We start from the raw sequence: 16,829 nt of genomic DNA on the forward strand, positions 1-16,829 counted from the left end.
GCAAAGACAATCACTGCCAACGGGCGGTTTTTGAAAGGCTCATGGCCTTTGTGCCTACGCTCGGTGCGTGATGCGCACATCGCGATCCGTGCGTACGCTTTGTTTTTCTGTCGGCATTCCATTGGCTTGGTTCACTCGTGTTCTCGATTCCGACGCACTGGCAAATGACTGTTTGTCAGGCGCAGGGCGCTAACGCCGCATCACTGCGACCGAAAAGGCCCCGAAGAAAGTGTTGTCCTGCGAAAGAAACTATTGCGACCCGGTGGTTGCGCTCATCGCGCGGATCGTCTGGCCTTCGGATACCTTGGCCGTGAGGGGCTCCTGGGCGCCAAAGTCATTGATGCTGATGAAATCGATATCCATCGCTTGACCCCTGCCGAGCGATTTGAGCGCAAACCGCACGGTTTCCCGGGGTGCAAGCATGCGGCTTTCCGCGGTAAACAGCGCCTTGCCCTGCTGACGCGCCGCGATCTGAATCATCGACACGTGAAAAGGCGTGGGATTGCTGACTTCCAGCCGGCCGTCATGCAGCCGCCACTCGAGCTTTTTTGCTGCTTCCAGCGGATCGCCATTCAGCGCAGCGGGTCGATAGAAGAGCTTGATGCGCTGCCGAATCGCGATCTGCAGCTGGTTATCCTTTGCCGTTTGCGGGATCTCCTGAACGTTGAGCCAGAACACTGACTCACGATCGTCGGGCAAGCCTTCGCCGGCATAGATGATGCGAATCATCTGTCGGGCATTGCCCGACATCCGCGCCAGCGGCGGAGTGACGACGAAGGGCAGGTTTTCAGCCTCGGTACTGTCCTTGCCCGTTTCCAGCCAGGACTGCGCGAGGATGTCCGTGGTGCCGCTGTTACTCACAACGAAGCTGACCTCTTTGTCCTTGGCCTGATAGATGACACGCGTGGCGTTAAGCACAATGCCTGCCTGCGCCGGGGCAGCCAGAAGCAACCCCAGCCAGACGGCAGAGTAGCGAATGAGGGTAGGAAGCATGCTGAGCCCGTCTTGGGTTTCGAAGTGACGAAGTAAAGTGATGAGGGCGAGCGAGCAATGCCCGCTCGCCCCGCTACATCACTCGTAATCCATCACGAATGGCAGGAACCCGTCGGCATTACCTGGATTGGTCGGTGTGCCGTTGAGCACATAAACCGCACCGAAGTTAAGCTCAGCGGTAGCGCCATCAGCAGTGTCCTTGATCAGGTCCGCATCGATGGTTTCATCGCCACCCAGATCCATCAACTGACTGGAGGCGTTCAGCAGGCCGATGCCCACACCATTGGCCGCACCCGTGGTGCGCAGCAGTTTCTTGTCGGAGTCATCCTGACCACTTCCCTTTGATGCGAGGAAGCGCATCTTCACCGTGTCGTACTGCGCAACGCCGCCGGTGCAATTGACCAATAACTGAATCGGCGTGGCGGTTTCGGTTTTGTTATCGGCGAAAAGGCCGATGTCGGAGAAAGAGACGTTGCCCAGGTCGACGTTGATGTCGCCAGGCGTGGTGCCAGGGCTTGCGCCAGTGCCAGCGCCGATGTCACACGTTATGTTGGTGAGCGTACCGTTGAAAACTAGCTTGCCGTTGTTGGCGGCGTTCGCGGTGGCGCTCATGCCGAGCCCCATTGCAGCCACGATGGCCAGTGAAAGAGAAACCTTTTTCATGATAACGACGTTCCTTGTGTCGATTCGTGTGTGCCCAAAAGGACGAGGCGAACTATAAGCACCGTCCCCGGTGGCGGCTGTCAGGCCTTCTACATCGAACAGACAGACACGACAGTGGCGGGCGTCAGACCCTTCAGTAGGACGAGTCCTCCTTTACTTCCCGCCCCGGTAAACCGGGCCCTGCACGGGCGCCACCGGAAAAAAGAGTGACACAACCTTGGCCACACGCCATGAAAGCGAAGACAGCCGAGCGCTTACGCCACGCAAAAAAATCCCGGCTCAATTGAACCGGGACTCTTGAAAGTTTTCTGGAAAGTGGCGGTGCTGCTGCTAGTCGTAGGTCAGCGTCACGACGCCAGCCTGGGCATCGGGTTGCGAGGCATACAAACGCGTGTAGCTCGCCCGAAGCGGGGCGACGGGCGTGCGGCAGGCGTCCTCACCGGGCATCAGGCCGACGACGACGTCTGGCCCGGCTTGCAGGGTTTTCACATGGCCCACCGGGGCAGAGGCGTTCAGCACTTGCCCATTGCATCCGGCATTGACCAAGCTTCCATGAAACATGAGAGAGCCCTCCCCCGCCCAGGCGCTACTGCCAGGGCTGGCGCAGGCGCCGGCGACCACGACCGAGAACAACAGCGAAACAGCCTTGTGGCTTTTCATCGCAACACTCCGGAGTGGGACCGCTTGCTGTGGCAAGCAAGGTCCTGTGAACCTGCATTCAGATCTCACGAAGTCGCATGTAAGGAATTATCCCCGTCACGGTAGAACTCATTCATCGAAACTCGTGGCTTCTACTTGGGTATCGCCTCGCGGCGTGGTTTCTTTACTCGGGTTCTTTCTGGCCGGCTTCATCGTCGCCCCTTCTCCAGCTGACAATATTGACAGGTAGCAGTCATTTTGCTGACCGGGTCGAAAGGTTATAAAGGAGGCTCCTCTGTACCCGCCCTTCATTCACTGGTTGGCCCTGTCCCTGTATGCGAAAGAAGAACAAGGTTGTGATGCTCGCGATCGTCCTGATTGTGCTCGTAGTGACAGGTGTGTGGGCAATGACCCGCCCCGCGGCAAAAAAGGCCAGTGGCCCCGTTGCGGTGCCGGTTCGGGTGATCAGCGTGACCCAGGAGGACGTGCCGCGCTTTGTCACCGGTATTGGCTCGGTGCTGTCATTGCAAAGTGTAGTCATCCGCCCTCAGGTGGACGGGATCCTGACCAAAGTGCTGGTGAAGGAAGGACAGCAGGTCAAGGCCGGGGATCTGTTGGCGACCATCGATGACCGCTCGATCCGTGCAGCCCTCGAACAGGCGAAAGCCCAGCTCAGCCAGAGTCAGGCGCAACTGAACCAGGCCAACGTGGACCTCAAGCGCTACAAACTGCTGACTGTGGACAACAGCATCCCGAAGCAGCAATACGATCAGCAACAGGCGCTGGTCGAGCAGCTCAAAGCAACGGCGCTGGGTAATCAGGCGTCGATCAACGCCGCGCAAGTGCAGCTGTCCTACACGCAGATCCGTTCCCCGGTGACGGGCCGGGTGGGCATCCGCAATGTCGATGAGGGTAATTTCCTGCGCGTGAGCGATGCGACGGGCCTGTTTTCGGTGACCCAGATCGACCCGGTGGCCGTCGAGTTTTCCCTGCCGCAGCAGATGTTGCCCACGCTGCATGAGCTGATTGCGGCTAAAAAACCAGCGCCGGTTGACGCCTATCTCGGCGAAGGCGCGACCGGAACGCTGCTGGGTCGCGGCACGCTGTCGCTGATCGACAATCAGGTCGCAGCCACCACGGGTACCATTCGCGCCAAAGCGACGTTCGATAATGCCGCCGAAAAACTCTGGCCAGGGCAGCTGGTCACTGTGCGGATCCAGACCGCCGTCGACCGCGACGCCTTGAAGGTTCCGCCGCAAGTGGTGCGGCGCGGGATCGATCAGCACTATGTGTACAGGGTCAAGGGTGACAGTGTGGAAGTGGTGCCTGTCAAAGTGCTGTACCAAGACAGCGACCTGATGCTCATCAATGGCGTCAACGCCAACGATGTGCTGGTGAGCGACGGTCAGTCACGCCTGAAAAACGGAACGCGCATTGAAGTGGTCACCGACGAGCCCGCCAGCGCGGTGGCCGATTCGACCGGGGCCGCCAAATGAACAGCCGCGGTTCGATCTCCGCCTGGTGCGTCAACCACCCGATCGCCACGGTGCTGCTGACCTTCGCGCTGGTGCTGCTGGGTTGCATCGCCTTCCCTCGCCTGCCGGTGGCGCCGCTGCCGGAAGCTGAATTCCCGACGATTCAGGTCTCGGCCCAGTTGCCCGGCGCCAGCCCCGAAACCATGGCCTCTTCGGTAGCGACGCCACTTGAGGTGCAATTCAGTGCCATTCCCGGCATGACCCAGATGACGTCAAGCAGCGCGCTGGGCTCCACCAACCTGACGCTGCAGTTCACGCTGAACAAAAGCATCGACACCGCCGCGCAGGAAGTCCAGGCGGCCATCAACACCGCCGCCGGCCGCCTGCCCGCCGATCTGCCGACGCTGCCCACCTGGCGCAAGGTCAATCCGGCAGACAGCGCGGTGCTAATCCTCAGCGTCAGCTCCAACCTCATGCCGGGCACCGAACTCAGCGACGTGACGGAGTCACTGCTGGCCCGCCAGTTGAGTCAGATTGACGGCGTCGGACAAGTCAGCATCAGCGGTCAGCAACGCCCGGCGATCCGGGTCCAGGCGGCGCCTGAAAAGCTCGCGTCGATCGGCCTGACGCTCGCCGATTTGCGCGCATCCTTGCAGCAGACCAGCCTCAACCTTGCCAAGGGCGCGCTGTACGGCAAAGACAGCATTTCTACCCTCGCTTCCAACGACCAGCTGTTTCAGGCCAGGGATTACGAGCAACTCATCGTTTCCTACAAGGACGGCGCACCGGTCCATTTGCGCGATGTCGCCCGGGTGATCAACGGCTCGGAGAATGCCTACGTGCGGGCATGGTCCGGGGATCAACAAGGGGTGAACATCGCGGTGTTCCGTCAGCCCGGTGCGAATATCGTCGAGACGGTCGATCGCGTACTGGGACAGTTGCCGAGGCTGCAGGAAATGCTCCCGGCGTCCGTGGACGTCTCCGTGCTCAGCGACCGCACCAAAACCATTCGGGCGTCATTGCATGAAGTGGAGATGACGCTGCTGATCGCCATTGGTCTGGTGATTGCCGTCATGGCCCTGTTCCTGCGTCAGTTGTCGGCCACGTTGATTGTGACTGCCGTGCTGGGCGTCTCGCTGGTCGCCAGCTTTGCACTGATGTACGTGCTGGGTTTCAGCCTGAACAACCTGACGCTGGTGGCGATTGTGGTGGCGGTCGGCTTTGTCGTCGACGACGCGATTGTCGTCGTGGAAAACATCCATCGGCACCTCGAAGCCGGCGAGAGCATGCGGGACGCAGCGATCAAAGGATCGAGTGAAATTGGCTTCACCGTCGTGTCGATCAGCTTCTCGTTGATCGCGGCGTTCATTCCGCTGCTGTTCATGGGTGGCGTGGTCGGCCGGCTGTTCAAGGAGTTCGCACTGACCGCGACATCGACCATTCTGATCTCGGTGGTGGTCTCGCTCACGCTGGCGCCAACCCTGGCGGCGCTGTTCATGCGCGCGCCGAAGCACGACCCCCACGCCAGGCCCGGTTTCGGTGAACGGCTGCTGACACGCTATGCGCGCGGGGTGCGCTTCGCCCTCGCCCATCAGCGGCTGATGCTGGGGGTCTTCGGCCTGACGCTGGTTCTCGCAGTGGCCGGCTATGTGCTGATCCCCAAGGGCTTCTTCCCGGTCCAGGACACCGGCATGGTGCTGGGCACGACCGAAGCGGCGGCGGATATCTCATTCCCGGACATGGTCGAGAAACACAAACAGCTGGCAAAGATCATTGCGGCCGACCCTGCCGTGAAAGCGTTTTCGCATTCGGTCGGCGTGAGTGGCAGCAACCAGACCATCGCCAATGGCCGCGTGTGGATCGCCCTCAAGGACCGGGGGGACCGTGACGTGACGGCCAGCCAGTTCATCGACCGGATCAGGCCGAAACTGGCGCAGATCCCCGGCATTGTGTTGTACCTGCGGGCGGGGCAAGACATCAACCTGAGTTCAGGTCCCAGCCGTGCGCAATATCAGTACGTGCTCAAGAGCAACGACGGCGCGCTGTTGAATGTCTGGACGCAGAAACTGACCGATAAACTCAAGACCCTGCCAGCGTTCCGCGACCTCTCCAACGACCTTCAGTTGGGCGGCAGCGTCACCCACCTGGACATCGACCGCAACGCGGCCGCACGCTTCGGCCTGACCACCGAAGACGTCGATCAGGCGCTGTACGACGCCTTTGGCCAGCGCCAGATCAACGAATACCAGACCGACATCAACCAGTACAAAGTCATTCTCGAGCTTGATCCCCAGCAGCGGGGCAAGGCCGAAAGTCTGAACTACTTCTACCTGCGTTCGCCGCTGACCCAGGAGATGGTGCCGCTGTCGGCACTGGCCAAGGTCGGTGCGCCGAAGATGGGCCCGCTGTCGATCAGCCATGACGGGATGTTCCCCGCTGCCAACCTGTCGTTCAATCTGTCCGCCGGGGTTGCGCTGGGGGATGCGGTCACTCTGCTCGATCAGGCGAAGAACGAGATCGGCATGCCGGCCGCGATCATCGGTAACTTTCAGGGCGCGGCCCAGGCGTTCCAGAGCTCGCTGGCCAATCAGCCGTGGCTGATCCTTGCGGCGCTGGTGGCGGTGTACATCATTCTGGGCGTGCTGTATGAAAGCTTCGTCCATCCGCTCACCATCATCTCCACCCTGCCCTCCGCCGGCATCGGCGCGCTGTTGCTGCTGTGGCTGATGGGTCAGGACTTCTCCATCATGGGGCTGATCGGGATCGTGCTGTTGATCGGGATCGTCAAGAAGAACGGCATTCTGCTGGTCGACTTTGCGCTGGAGGCCCAGCGTCAACGCGGGATGTCGCCACGGGACGCTATCTATGAGGCGTGCCTGACGCGCTTCCGGCCGATCATCATGACCACCCTTGCCGCTTTGTTGGGCGCCCTGCCGCTGATGCTCGGTTATGGCGTCGGCGCTGAGTTGCGTCAGCCGCTGGGTATCGCCGTCGTGGGAGGACTGTTGGTGAGCCAGGCGTTGACGCTGTTCACCACGCCGGTGATTTACCTGCAGCTTGAGCGACTTTTCCACCGCCCGCGTCCGACGACCACTCCGAACTCGGCGCCGACGACATCAGCCACGCCGGCGGACGCCCGATTGGCCGCTGAAAAATGAGCACCGAACAGTGAGAGTGGACCGATGCGTGTCCTGATTATCGAAGACGAAGAGAAAACCGCCGACTATCTGCATCGGGGCCTGACCGAGCAGGGTTACACCACCGACGTCGCGCGCGAGGGCATCGAAGGCCTGCACATGGGGCTGGAAAACGAATACGCGGTGATCATTCTCGACGTCATGTTGCCGGGCCTGGACGGTTATGGGGTGCTGCGGGCCTTGCGCGCGCGCAAGCAGACGCCGGTGATCATGCTCACCGCCCGGGAGAACGTCGACGATCGTATTCGCGGTCTGCGCGAAGGCGCCGACGATTACCTGGGCAAGCCGTTCTCGTTTCTCGAGCTGGTGGCGCGGTTGCAAGCCCTGACCCGACGCAGTGGTGGTCACGAGCCAGTGCAGATCAGCGTCGCCGACTTGTGGATTGATTTGATCAGCCGCAAGGCCACGCGTGCAGGCGTGCGTCTGGACCTCACGGCCAAGGAGTTCTCGCTGCTCAGTGTGCTGGCGCGACGTCAGGGTGAAATCCTGTCCAAGACCTCGATTGCCGAGATGGTCTGGGACGTGAATTTTGACAGCGATGCCAACGTCGTCGAGGTTGCGATCAAGCGGCTGCGCGCCAAACTGGACGGGCCCTTCGAACATAAGCTGCTGCACACCATTCGCGGCATGGGCTACGTGCTGGAGAGCCGTCGTGTCGAGTAATTCGATCGCCCTGCGCCTGAGCGGCATGTTCGCGCTGGTGGCGCTGCTGGTGTTTTTGCTGATCGGTTGGGCGCTCTACCTGCAAGTGGATAAAAGCCTGGGTCTGTTGCCCGAAGCCGAAGTTGACGCCCGCTACAGCGTGCTTGAATCAGCCGTTCAGCGCTACGGGACGCCCGAGCACTGGGTGAAGATCAACGCCAAGCTCAAGCTGCTCAGCGAAGAGGACAAGCGCCTGCGCTTTTGGGTGGTCAGCGACAATCCTGTTTATGAATTCGGGAACCCGGACGCTGAAATTCGCGCATTCGCCAAAGGGCCGACCGGCATGCGCGACTTGAACCTGAGCGGCCATGACTACCCCTTCAGGGTGCTGGTCAGTCAGTTCCCGGCAAAAGATCAGCGTCCGCCGCTGCGTTTTCTCACCGCGATCAACACTGAAACCTTCTGGCAGACCCAGCACTCCTTGCTCACCGCGCTGATCAGTCTGGCAGCCGTCGGCATTCTGCTCGCCTCGGTGCTGGGCTATTGGGTGGCACGCATCGGCCTTAAACCGCTCAAGGAATTGTCGCTGGAAGCGCGCAAGCTGACTCCGCCGCGCCTGAGCGGGCGCCTTAAGTTGACCTCGCTACCGCCAGAGCTGGATCAATTCGTGACGTCGTTCAATTCGACGCTGGACCGGGTCGAGCAGGCGTATTCGCGACTGGAGTCGTTCAACGCCGACGTCGCCCACGAGCTGCGCTCACCGCTGACCAACCTGATCGGCCAGACCCAGGTGGCGTTGACCCGTGGGCGCTCCGCCGAGCATTACTTCGAGGTGCTGCAATCGAACCTTGAGGAGCTTGAACGGCTGCGCTCGATCATCAACGACATGCTGTTCCTGGCGAGCGCCGATCAGGGCAGCAAGGCCACCCAGTTGACCCAGTCCTCACTGGCTCAGGAGGTGGCGAAGACGCTCGATTATCTGGATTTCATTCTGGAAGACGCCCAGGTGAAGGTTGAGGTCCGCGGAGATGCCAGCGCCCCGATCGAAACCGCTCATCTGCGCCGCGCGCTGATCAACCTGCTGCACAACGCCGTGCAGCACACCTCGCCGGGGCAGCTGATTCATGTGGACATTCGCGACGAAGGCGATCATGTGAGCATCGGAGTCACCAACCCGGGCGCGCCGATTGACGGGGAGCACTTGCCGAAGCTGTTCGAGCGTTTCTACCGCGTCGACGCCTCGCGCAGCAACAGCGGCGCCAATCATGGCCTGGGCCTGGCGATCGTCAAAGCCATCGCGCTGATGCACGGAGGGACCGTGTTCGTGCGCAGCGAGGACGGCGTGAATACGTTCGGGATCAATCTGCCGTGCTGAACTGTTGAGGGAGTGAGCTTGCGCGCCGCGCGGTGGTAAGTCCGCTGCGTATTCAGCGGCTGGAATGCCGTCTTCGCGAGCAAGCTCACTCCCACACGTCCAGCGGCGCGACTCAACCCCTGAGCGATCCCGATACTGTGGGAGTGAGCTTGCTCACGAAGCGTTGGAGCATCCGCGGCGCAGGGTTGATCGTTCCCACGCGGAGCGTGGTAATGCCGCCGGGGATGCTCCGCGTCCCGATTCTCACTCCAGCGACGCGGAGCGTCATCAGCTTCATTCCCACGCAGAGCGTGAGGAACGAGCATTAGCTACCGAGTGGCGGGATCAGCCCTTCTTCACAAACTCGGACTTCAACTTCATCGCGCCGATGCCGTCGATTTTGCAGTCGATGTCGTGATCGCCGTCCACCAGGCGGATGTTCTTGACCTTGGTGCCGACCTTGACCACCAGAGAGGAGCCTTTGACTTTCAGGTCCTTGATGACGGTGACCGTGTCGCCGTCCTGCAGTGTGTTGCCAACGGCGTCCTTGATGACTTTGGCGTCGTCACCCGCGTCAGCGCTGGCGCCGTCGACTGTCCACTCGTGGGCGCATTCCGGGCAGACGAGCTGGCTGCCATCTTCATAGGTGTACTCGGAATTGCATTTTGGGCACGGCGGTAAGCTCACGGCGACTCTCGCATCAGATGAATAGGCGCAGGATTATAAGGGTTTTTATCCCTCCGGGCAGCAGCGCCTGACAGCCCTGGATACATCTGCCGCTGCCGGGGTCTCAATCGCAATAATGTTGGCGATTCATGTCCAGCGAAGGAGGTGGAACATGCACGATCAATTCGACCTGAAGCGCTTTGTCGATGCGCAGGCATCGACCTACGAGCGCGCATTGAAGGAGCTGCAATCCGGGCGCAAACAGTCGCACTGGATGTGGTTCGTTTTTCCACAACTGACCGGTCTCGGCCACAGCGACATGGCCCGGCGTTACGGGATCAGCGGGCGCGAAGAGGCAATCGCCTACTTGCGGCATCCACTGCTGGGCGAGCGGTTGGCGCGCTGTTGCGCAGCCTTGCTTGAGTGGAAGGATCGCAGCGCTGCCCACATCATGGGGTCGCCGGATGACATGAAGCTGCGCTCAAGCATGACGCTGTTTGCAGCGGTCGCACCCGAGCAACCGGTTTTCCGGGACGTGCTTGAGGTGTTTTTCAAGGGTCAGGCGGATGAGTTGACGCTGTCGAAGCTTGGCTGAATATCTTACAGCGGCTCGCCCGGATCAGTGCTGACGGCGAGATCTGACGGGCCTGCGGATCAACGGATGTACCGCGGTCAAGACAGGCCCTGCGGATTATCGGATTCAACGCAGTCCAATCGTAGAAGCGCGCTTGCCCGCGAATGCAGTGGCAGGTGCGCTGAAGATTTGGCGAATGTACTGGCCTCTTCGCGGGCAAGCGCGCTCCTACAATGGACCGCGTCTCGACCCTGCCAACAGGCTTCCGGAATTCGCCCGAACGACGCTGTCCGTAGGAGCCGGCTTGCTGGCGAACGCGGTGGATCTGAGATGTTAATGTCACTGCCCCATCGCGTTCGCCGGCAAGCCGGCTCCTACAGCATGGGCAGCGCCAGATGAACGATTCAGGGTGGGCCTGAAAAGCGGCACCCGGAGCCCTGTTTACGCCAGCGCCGTATCCATCACCATCATCAAGCAGAACCCGACCAGCAAGCCGAAGCTGGCGACCTTGTCGTGCCCGTTGCGGCGTGATTCGGGGATGATCTCGTGCGTGACCACCAGCAGCATTGCCCCTGCCGCCAGCGCCAGTCCCAACGGCAACAGCAAGGCCGCCACCTCGACCAGCCAGGCGCACAGCACCGCGAACACCGGCTCGACCAGCCCGGACGCCGCGCCAATCAGAAAGGCCTTGGGCCGCGACATGCCGGCTGCAGCCAGCACCAGCGCGATCACCAACCCTTCCGGCACGTCCTGCAAGGCGATGCCCATCGCCAGGCTGTCGGCATGGGCCAGACCGCCGCCCGCAGACACCCCCACCGCCATGCCCTCGGGAATGTTGTGGGCAATGATGGCGATGACAAAGAGCCAGATGTTTGAAGGGATCGCCGGCTTTCCTGCCACTTCGGATAACTGCGGCCCCGGCGCTACCAGCAGATCAACGAGAAACAATCCGACAGCGCCAAGCAGTATCCCGAAACTGACCAGCGCTCCGGCGCCCCAAGGGGTGAAACCCAGATCCTGAGCCGCACCGAGGCCTGGCACGATCAGCGAAAACGCCGTGGCCGCCAGCATGATGCCCGCGCCGAAACCGAGCAGCCCGTCGGACACCGCCACCGGCATGCCGCGAATCACCAGCACCGGCACGGCGCCCAAGGCAGTGCCTAACGCACAAAGCGCGCCGCCTTCCAGCGCTCGTAACATTCTGGGCTCAAGAGCCAGCCACGAGAGCCCCTGCGCCAGCAGCAAGCCGGCGCCGACCAGCAATAAAATCGAGCCCATTGCCAGCCGCAGTAACCGTCCGCTGCTGATCGCCGCTATGTCCGAGCGCATAAATCGCCTTATCCGAGGTCTGAGGGTGTTCAGCCGAGGGCTGCCGCGTAGCGCCTGGCGACTTCGTCCCAGTTCACCACGTTATAAAACGCGGCAATGTATTCAGGGCGACGGTTCTGATAACGCAGGTAATAGGCATGCTCCCAGACGTCCAGCCCGAGGATTGGCGTATTGCCGTTCATCAGTGGGCTGTCCTGGTTGCCGCTGCTCTCCACAACGAGCTTCTTGTCGGGGGTCACGCTCAGCCAGGCCCAGCCGCTGCCAAAACGGGTCAACGCCGCTTTGGTGAAGGCGTCCTTGAACGCATCGAAGCCGCCCAGTTGCTGGTCGATTTCTGCGGCCAACGCGCCGGTGGGGACACCGCCACCCTGCGGGCTCATGACTTCCCAGAACAACGAATGGTTGGCGTGGCCGCCGCCCTGATTGATCACCGCCGGGCGCATTTTCTCGGGAAGCTCGGCGACGCTGGCGACCAGCTTCTCTATGGGCCACTGCGCGTACTCAGTGCCCTCGACCGCCGCATTGAGGTTGTTGATGTACGTCTGGTGGTGCTTGCTGTAATGGATTTCCATGGTCTGTGCGTCAATGTGCGGCTCAAGCGCATCGTAGGCGTAAGGCAAGGCAGGCAAGGTAAATGACATGTCAATGGACTCCATACGAGTGGGTGCCGGCGTAAACAGCAGGGTGCTGACGCGCCGAGCGGGAATGTTCGCCGCCGCTGTTGCCCAGCAGGCGTTGGGTGCGCGGGTATTCGCCGTATTGGCTGACGAAACCCAGAAGTTCGCTGTAGGTTTTATTACTGTGGCGCAAGGCCGCCCGTCTCAGGTCAGGCGCCATTTGCGGATCCTGGATCACCTGTAAAAGGCGCTGGTGTACGGCACAGAGATACTCGGCACTCTCCTCCGGCTGGTTGAGGTTCAGGTGCAGATCAGCCAGGTTATGGTGCGAAATCACGAACGCCGCCACCGCTTCATCGGCCACGGCCCAGCGGTCGAAGAGCACCTGCGCCAGGGCGAGGGCCTGCAGGTACTGTTCGCGGGCGTCGATCAGCTCACCTCGGTTGAAGTAGCTGTTACCGCTCAGGATGGTACGTTTCCATTGCTCCATGGCGCAGGTTCTCACGAGTGACGCCGGCGTTCGGACGCCGTCGGCGGGGCGTTTTGCGGATTGGGTGCCTCAGGGTCTGTCAGAACAACGGAAGGCTTCAGCACGCAGGTCGCCAGGCGCTGGGCGAAGGCCTGGAAGCGCTCTTGTTGCGCAGGCGAGTGGGCGAGCGCTTGCATGTCCCGCAGCGGCCTCCACGCCTGATCCAGACACAGGCAGCGCCAGTGCCAAGGCAGCGCGGTGTCGCTGGCGGTGTCGATCAGCAGGCGGAAAGTGCTTTCGGCAATGAGGGGCTTGGGCGTGGCAGTGAAGCGCGCCAGATAGCGGCCTTCGGCCAGATAGTGCTCGATGAGCCGTGGCTCGTTCGGGTCCAGCGCGCAACGAATCCGTAGACTCAGCGCACGCCAGTTTTCCAGGTATGGCGACTCATGCAGAACAGAATCCATGACCGTGGCCCATCTAACGAATGAGATTCATTATTAAATGAGTTTAAGAATCAAAACAAGCCCGGCAATGAATTCATGATGAGCGTTGGTCGAACCAACGCCCGGCTGTAGGAGCGCGCTTGCACGCGAAAATGTGCGGTGGAATGGTGGACATGCACCCGACACACCGGCCTCTTCGCGGGCAAGAGCGCGCCTACAGGATTTGCGCGGGTGCAATGGTTTAAAGACGACCATAAAAAAGCCCGCACCATAATCTGGGCGGGCTTTTGGGCGGAGCACTGGGGCCAGCGGGGATCAGCTTCCCGCCACCATCATCTTTTCAATCAGCACCGAACCTGTGCGGATATTGCTGCGCATTTCCAGATCATTCCCCACAGCCACGATCTGCTTGAACATGTCGCGCATGTTGCCGGCAATGGTCACTTCCTGGACCGGGAACTGGATTTCGCCATTCTCTACCCAGAAACCTGCCGCGCCGCGCGAGTAGTCACCGGTGACCATGTTCAAGCCACTGCCCATCAGCTCTGTCACCAGCAGTCCACGGCCCATTCGACGGATCAGGGCGGCCTGATCTTCGGTGCCGTGGCTGACGAACAGGTTATGCACACCGCCTGCGTTCGCGGTGCTCGGCAGACCCAGCTTACGGCCCGAATAGGTGCTGAGGATATACGAGACCAGGTCGCCATTTTCGACGAACGGCTTGGCATAAGTCGCCAAACCGTCGCCATCGAACGCTGAACTGCCCATCGCGCCCACCAGGTGCGGGCGTTCGTCGATGGTCATCCACTCGGGGAACAGACGCTGGCCGATGGCCCCCTCAAGGAAGGACGATTTGCGGTACAGGTTGCCGCCGGAGACCGCGCCAAGAAAGCTGCCGAACAGCCCGCCCGCCAGCTCTGCGGAGAACAGCACCGGCACTTCGCAGGTCGGAACAGGCCGGGCGCCAAGACGGCTCGCTGCACGCTCGGCGGCTTTTTGGCCGATCAGGCAAGCGTCCATCAACTGGTCGCCGCGTCGGTTCACGTCGTACCAGTAATCGCGCTGCATCTGGCCCTCGCCTTCGGCGATCATCACGCAGCTCAGACTGTGGCGAGTCGAAGCGTAACCGCCGATAAAACCGTGGCTGTTGCCGTACACGCGGCAACCCTGATGCACGTTCAGGGTGGTGCCATCGGCGTTTTTGATCCGGCTGTCGGCGTCAAAAGCAGCCGCTTCGCAGATCAGCGCGCGCTCAATGGCCTGTTCCGGCGTGATGTCCCATGGGTGGAACAGATCAAAATCTGGCTGTTCTTTCGCCATCAAGGCGGCATCAGCCAGGCCCGAGCTTTCGTCTTCGGAAGTGTGTTTGGCGATCGCCAGCGCAGCGGCCACTGTTTCACGGATGGCGTCGGGGCCACTGGCCGAGGTACTGGCCGAGCCTTTGCGATGGCCTACGTACAGGGTGATGCCGAAACCCTGATCGCGATTGAACTCGACCGTCTCGACTTCGCGCTGGCGCACCGAGGTGGACAAGCCCTGCTCCAGCGACACCGCTACTTCGCATGCGGTCGCGCCCTGACGCCTGGCTTCGGCGACTATCTCTTCGACCTGCTGTTGCAATGCCGGCAAAGCCTGCGGGCCGACGCTTTCTGATGCACTCATGACGTTCTCCATCAAATTCTGATTTCAGCAGCCGGGCCGGACAATCGGGTCCTGACTGGTTATCATGGCGGCGTTTATTTGCGGACGGCCCCCATGGTTGATTCTTACGACGACTCCTTCGACGGAGAGAAAAGCAAAACCCAGGTCAAACGAGAGCTGCATGCTCTGGTGGAACTGGGCGAACGCTTGACGACATTCAAGCCCGATGTGCTGGCCAAGCTGCCACTGACCGACCCTCTGCGTCGGGCACTGGCCGATGCTCCCAAGCACACCGCGCACATTGCGCGCAAACGCCACATTCAATTCATCGGCAAGCTGATGCGCGATCAGGATCTGGATGAAATCCTGGTGCTGCTCGATCAGCTCGACGCTTCTACGCGTCAGTACAACGAACGCTTCCACAATCTGGAACGTTGGCGCGACCGCCTGGTGACCGGGACCGACGACGTGCTGGAGCAGTTCGTTGCCGAATACCCCGACGCAGACCGTCAGCAACTGCGCTCGCTGATCCGTCAGGCTCAGCATGAAGCCGCGCAGAACAAGGCCCCTACCGCGACCCGCAAAATCTTCAAATACATCCGCGAGCTGGACGAAAGCAAACGCGGACTGCGCTAGAACCGCTGCGCCGTTTGAATCACTCAACCGGCGCAAGCCCCTCGACCATCAAGCCCCGCCTGTGCCGCCAACGGTGATTGCATCGATCTTCAGCGTCGGCTGGCCAACGCCCACCGGCACCGATTGACCGTCCTTGCCGCAGGTGCCGACGCCGCTGTCCAGAGACAAGTCGTTGCCGACCATCGACACCCGGCTCATGCACTCGGGGCCGTTGCCAATCAGCGTTGCGCCTTTGACCGGTGCGGTGATTTTGCCGTCTTCGATCAGATACGCCTCGCTGGTCGAGAACACGAACTTGCCGCTGGTGATGTCCACCTGGCCGCCGCCCAGATTGGCGCAGTAGATGCCTCGTTTGACCGACGCGATGATCTCCGCCGGATCGCTCTCCCCGCCCAGCATGTAGGTGTTGGTCATGCGCGGCATCGGTAGATGCGCATAGGACTCGCGCCGACCATTGCCGGTGCGCGCCACGCCCATCAGCCGCGCGTTGAGCTTGTCCTGCATGTAGCCTTTGAGCACGCCATTTTCGATGAGCGTGGTGCACTCGGTGGGTGTGCCTTCGTCGTCGACGCTCAGCGAACCGCGTCGATCAACGAGGGTGCCGTCGTCGACGATGGTGCAGAGTTTGGACGCGACCATTTCGCCCATGCGACCGCTGTAGGCCGAGCTGCCCTTGCGGTTGAAATCGCCTTCAAGGCCGTGGCCGACCGCTTCGTGGAGCAGCACACCGGACCAGCCGGAACCCAACACTACCGGCAACGTGCCGGCTGGCGCCGGGATGGCTTCGAGGTTGACCAGCGCTTGACGCAGCGCCTCGCGGGCGTACCCCATGGCGCGGTCGTCGCTGAGGAAATAACGGTAATCCGTACGGCCGCCACCGCCATGCCCGCCACGCTCACGCCGGCCGTTCTGCTCAACGATCACGCTGACGTTGAAGCGCACCAATGGACGCACGTCGGCCGCGAGCCCGCCATCGGTGGAGGCCACAAGAATGCGCTCCCAGACACCGGCCATGCTCACGGTGACTTGCTGGATACGCGGGTCCAGCGCGCGGGTGGCGGCGTCGACGCGCTTCAGCAGCTCGACCTTCTCGGCGCGAGTCATGACTTCAAGTGGGTTGTCCGGCGCGTACAGCTGGGCGACGTCCTGGGTAGTGAACGCCTGCACCCGGCCGTTCTGACCTGCGCGTGAAATCGAGCGCGCGGCACGGGCGGCCTGAGTCAGCGCGTCGGGGGTAATGGCGTTGCTGTAGGCGAAGCCGGTTTTCTCGCCTGACTGTGCGCGTACGCCGACGCCCTGGTCCAGGTTGAAGCTGCCTTCTTTGACGATGCCGTCTTCCAGGGCCCAAGACTCGGAAATCTGACCCTGAAAATACAGGTCGGCGGCGTCAATGCCTGGGCCGGCCAGCTCACCCAGCACCGATTGCAGGCTGTCGATACTCAGGCCGCCTGGCGCCAGAAGGTGTTCGCTGACAGAGGACAAGTGGCTCAT

The 16,829-nt window shown here is 61.4% G+C and carries 16 protein-coding genes; 6 read left to right on the plus strand and 10 right to left on the minus strand.

Annotation, left to right across the window (positions count from 1 at the left end; all coding sequences use genetic code 11):
* Window positions 1–249: 249 nt before the first annotated feature.
* The 3 genes from LT42_RS11720 to LT42_RS11730 form a co-directional block, all read right to left on the minus strand.
* Window positions 250–993 carry a fimbrial biogenesis chaperone gene (locus LT42_RS11720; protein WP_037012571.1) on the minus strand — a complete coding sequence of 248 codons (744 nt, stop codon included), beginning with the start codon at window positions 991–993 and terminating at the stop codon, window positions 250–252.
* A gap of 78 nt (window positions 994–1,071) precedes the next feature.
* Complete coding sequence (locus LT42_RS11725; protein WP_037012573.1) at window positions 1,072–1,656, minus strand: fimbrial protein; 585 nt, start codon at window positions 1,654–1,656, stop codon at window positions 1,072–1,074.
* Between the two features lie 330 nt (window positions 1,657–1,986).
* Complete coding sequence (locus tag LT42_RS11730; RefSeq protein WP_037012574.1) at window positions 1,987–2,316, minus strand: hypothetical protein; 330 nt, start codon at window positions 2,314–2,316, stop codon at window positions 1,987–1,989.
* A gap of 338 nt (window positions 2,317–2,654) precedes the next feature.
* Between LT42_RS11730 and LT42_RS11735 the strand changes: the two genes are divergently transcribed.
* Genes LT42_RS11735 through LT42_RS11750 form a run of 4 tightly spaced genes read left to right on the plus strand, consistent with a single transcriptional unit; the run spans window position 2,655 to window position 8,984 of the window.
* Window positions 2,655–3,791, plus strand: a complete 1,137-nt coding sequence (locus LT42_RS11735) for an efflux RND transporter periplasmic adaptor subunit (RefSeq protein ID WP_420806880.1) — start codon at window positions 2,655–2,657, stop codon at window positions 3,789–3,791.
* Window positions 3,788–6,928, plus strand: coding sequence for a multidrug efflux RND transporter permease subunit (locus tag LT42_RS11740; protein WP_052075231.1), 3,141 nt, complete (start codon window positions 3,788–3,790; stop codon window positions 6,926–6,928). The genes LT42_RS11735 and LT42_RS11740 overlap by 4 nt, the downstream gene beginning before the upstream one ends.
* 24 nt (window positions 6,929–6,952) lie before the next feature.
* Window positions 6,953–7,630 (plus strand): heavy metal response regulator transcription factor, encoded by a 678-nt coding sequence (locus LT42_RS11745; protein ID WP_037012577.1) that lies wholly within the window; start codon window positions 6,953–6,955, stop codon window positions 7,628–7,630.
* Window positions 7,620–8,984, plus strand: coding sequence for a heavy metal sensor histidine kinase (locus tag LT42_RS11750; RefSeq protein ID WP_037012579.1), 1,365 nt, complete (start codon window positions 7,620–7,622; stop codon window positions 8,982–8,984). The genes LT42_RS11745 and LT42_RS11750 overlap by 11 nt, the downstream gene beginning before the upstream one ends.
* A gap of 324 nt (window positions 8,985–9,308) precedes the next feature.
* Here LT42_RS11750 and LT42_RS11760 read toward each other — a convergent pair whose 3' ends face one another.
* Window positions 9,309–9,650, minus strand: coding sequence for a zinc ribbon domain-containing protein YjdM (locus LT42_RS11760; protein ID WP_037012581.1), 342 nt, complete (start codon window positions 9,648–9,650; stop codon window positions 9,309–9,311).
* A 151-nt stretch (window positions 9,651–9,801) separates the two neighbouring features.
* Between LT42_RS11760 and LT42_RS11765 the strand changes: the two genes are divergently transcribed.
* Entirely contained in the window at window positions 9,802–10,224 is a 423-nt protein-coding gene (locus tag LT42_RS11765) for a DUF1810 domain-containing protein (protein WP_037012583.1), read from the plus strand.
* A 420-nt stretch (window positions 10,225–10,644) separates the two neighbouring features.
* Here LT42_RS11765 and LT42_RS11770 read toward each other — a convergent pair whose 3' ends face one another.
* The 5 genes from LT42_RS11770 to pmbA form a co-directional block, all read right to left on the minus strand.
* On the minus strand, window positions 10,645–11,532 hold the full coding sequence (locus tag LT42_RS11770; RefSeq protein WP_037012584.1) for a ZIP family metal transporter: 888 nt from the start codon (window positions 11,530–11,532) through the stop codon (window positions 10,645–10,647).
* 29 nt (window positions 11,533–11,561) lie between these two features.
* A complete protein-coding gene (locus LT42_RS11775) occupies window positions 11,562–12,173 on the minus strand; it encodes a superoxide dismutase (protein WP_037012586.1) in 612 nt (203 codons plus the stop codon).
* Window position 12,174: 1 nt separating this feature from the next.
* Window positions 12,175–12,639: a hypothetical protein gene (locus LT42_RS11780; RefSeq protein ID WP_037012588.1), complete on the minus strand. Its 465-nt coding sequence runs from the start codon at window positions 12,637–12,639 to the stop codon at window positions 12,175–12,177.
* Between the two features lie 11 nt (window positions 12,640–12,650).
* On the minus strand, window positions 12,651–13,082 hold the full coding sequence (locus LT42_RS11785) for a FagA protein (RefSeq protein ID WP_276209514.1): 432 nt from the start codon (window positions 13,080–13,082) through the stop codon (window positions 12,651–12,653).
* 294 nt (window positions 13,083–13,376) lie between these two features.
* Complete coding sequence (gene pmbA, locus LT42_RS11790) at window positions 13,377–14,723, minus strand: metalloprotease PmbA (RefSeq protein ID WP_037012590.1); 1,347 nt, start codon at window positions 14,721–14,723, stop codon at window positions 13,377–13,379.
* A gap of 93 nt (window positions 14,724–14,816) precedes the next feature.
* On the opposite strand from pmbA, the gene yjgA reads away from it, so the two are divergent.
* Window positions 14,817–15,338 carry a ribosome biogenesis factor YjgA gene (gene yjgA, locus LT42_RS11795; protein ID WP_037012592.1) on the plus strand — a complete coding sequence of 174 codons (522 nt, stop codon included), beginning with the start codon at window positions 14,817–14,819 and terminating at the stop codon, window positions 15,336–15,338.
* A gap of 48 nt (window positions 15,339–15,386) precedes the next feature.
* Here the strand turns inward: yjgA and tldD are convergent, their stop codons facing one another.
* Window positions 15,387–16,829: a metalloprotease TldD gene (gene tldD / locus LT42_RS11800; protein WP_037012593.1), complete on the minus strand. Its 1,443-nt coding sequence runs from the start codon at window positions 16,827–16,829 to the stop codon at window positions 15,387–15,389.

This window comes from Pseudomonas lutea (assembly GCF_000759445.1).
Lineage (GTDB): Bacteria > Pseudomonadota > Gammaproteobacteria > Pseudomonadales > Pseudomonadaceae > Aquipseudomonas > Aquipseudomonas lutea.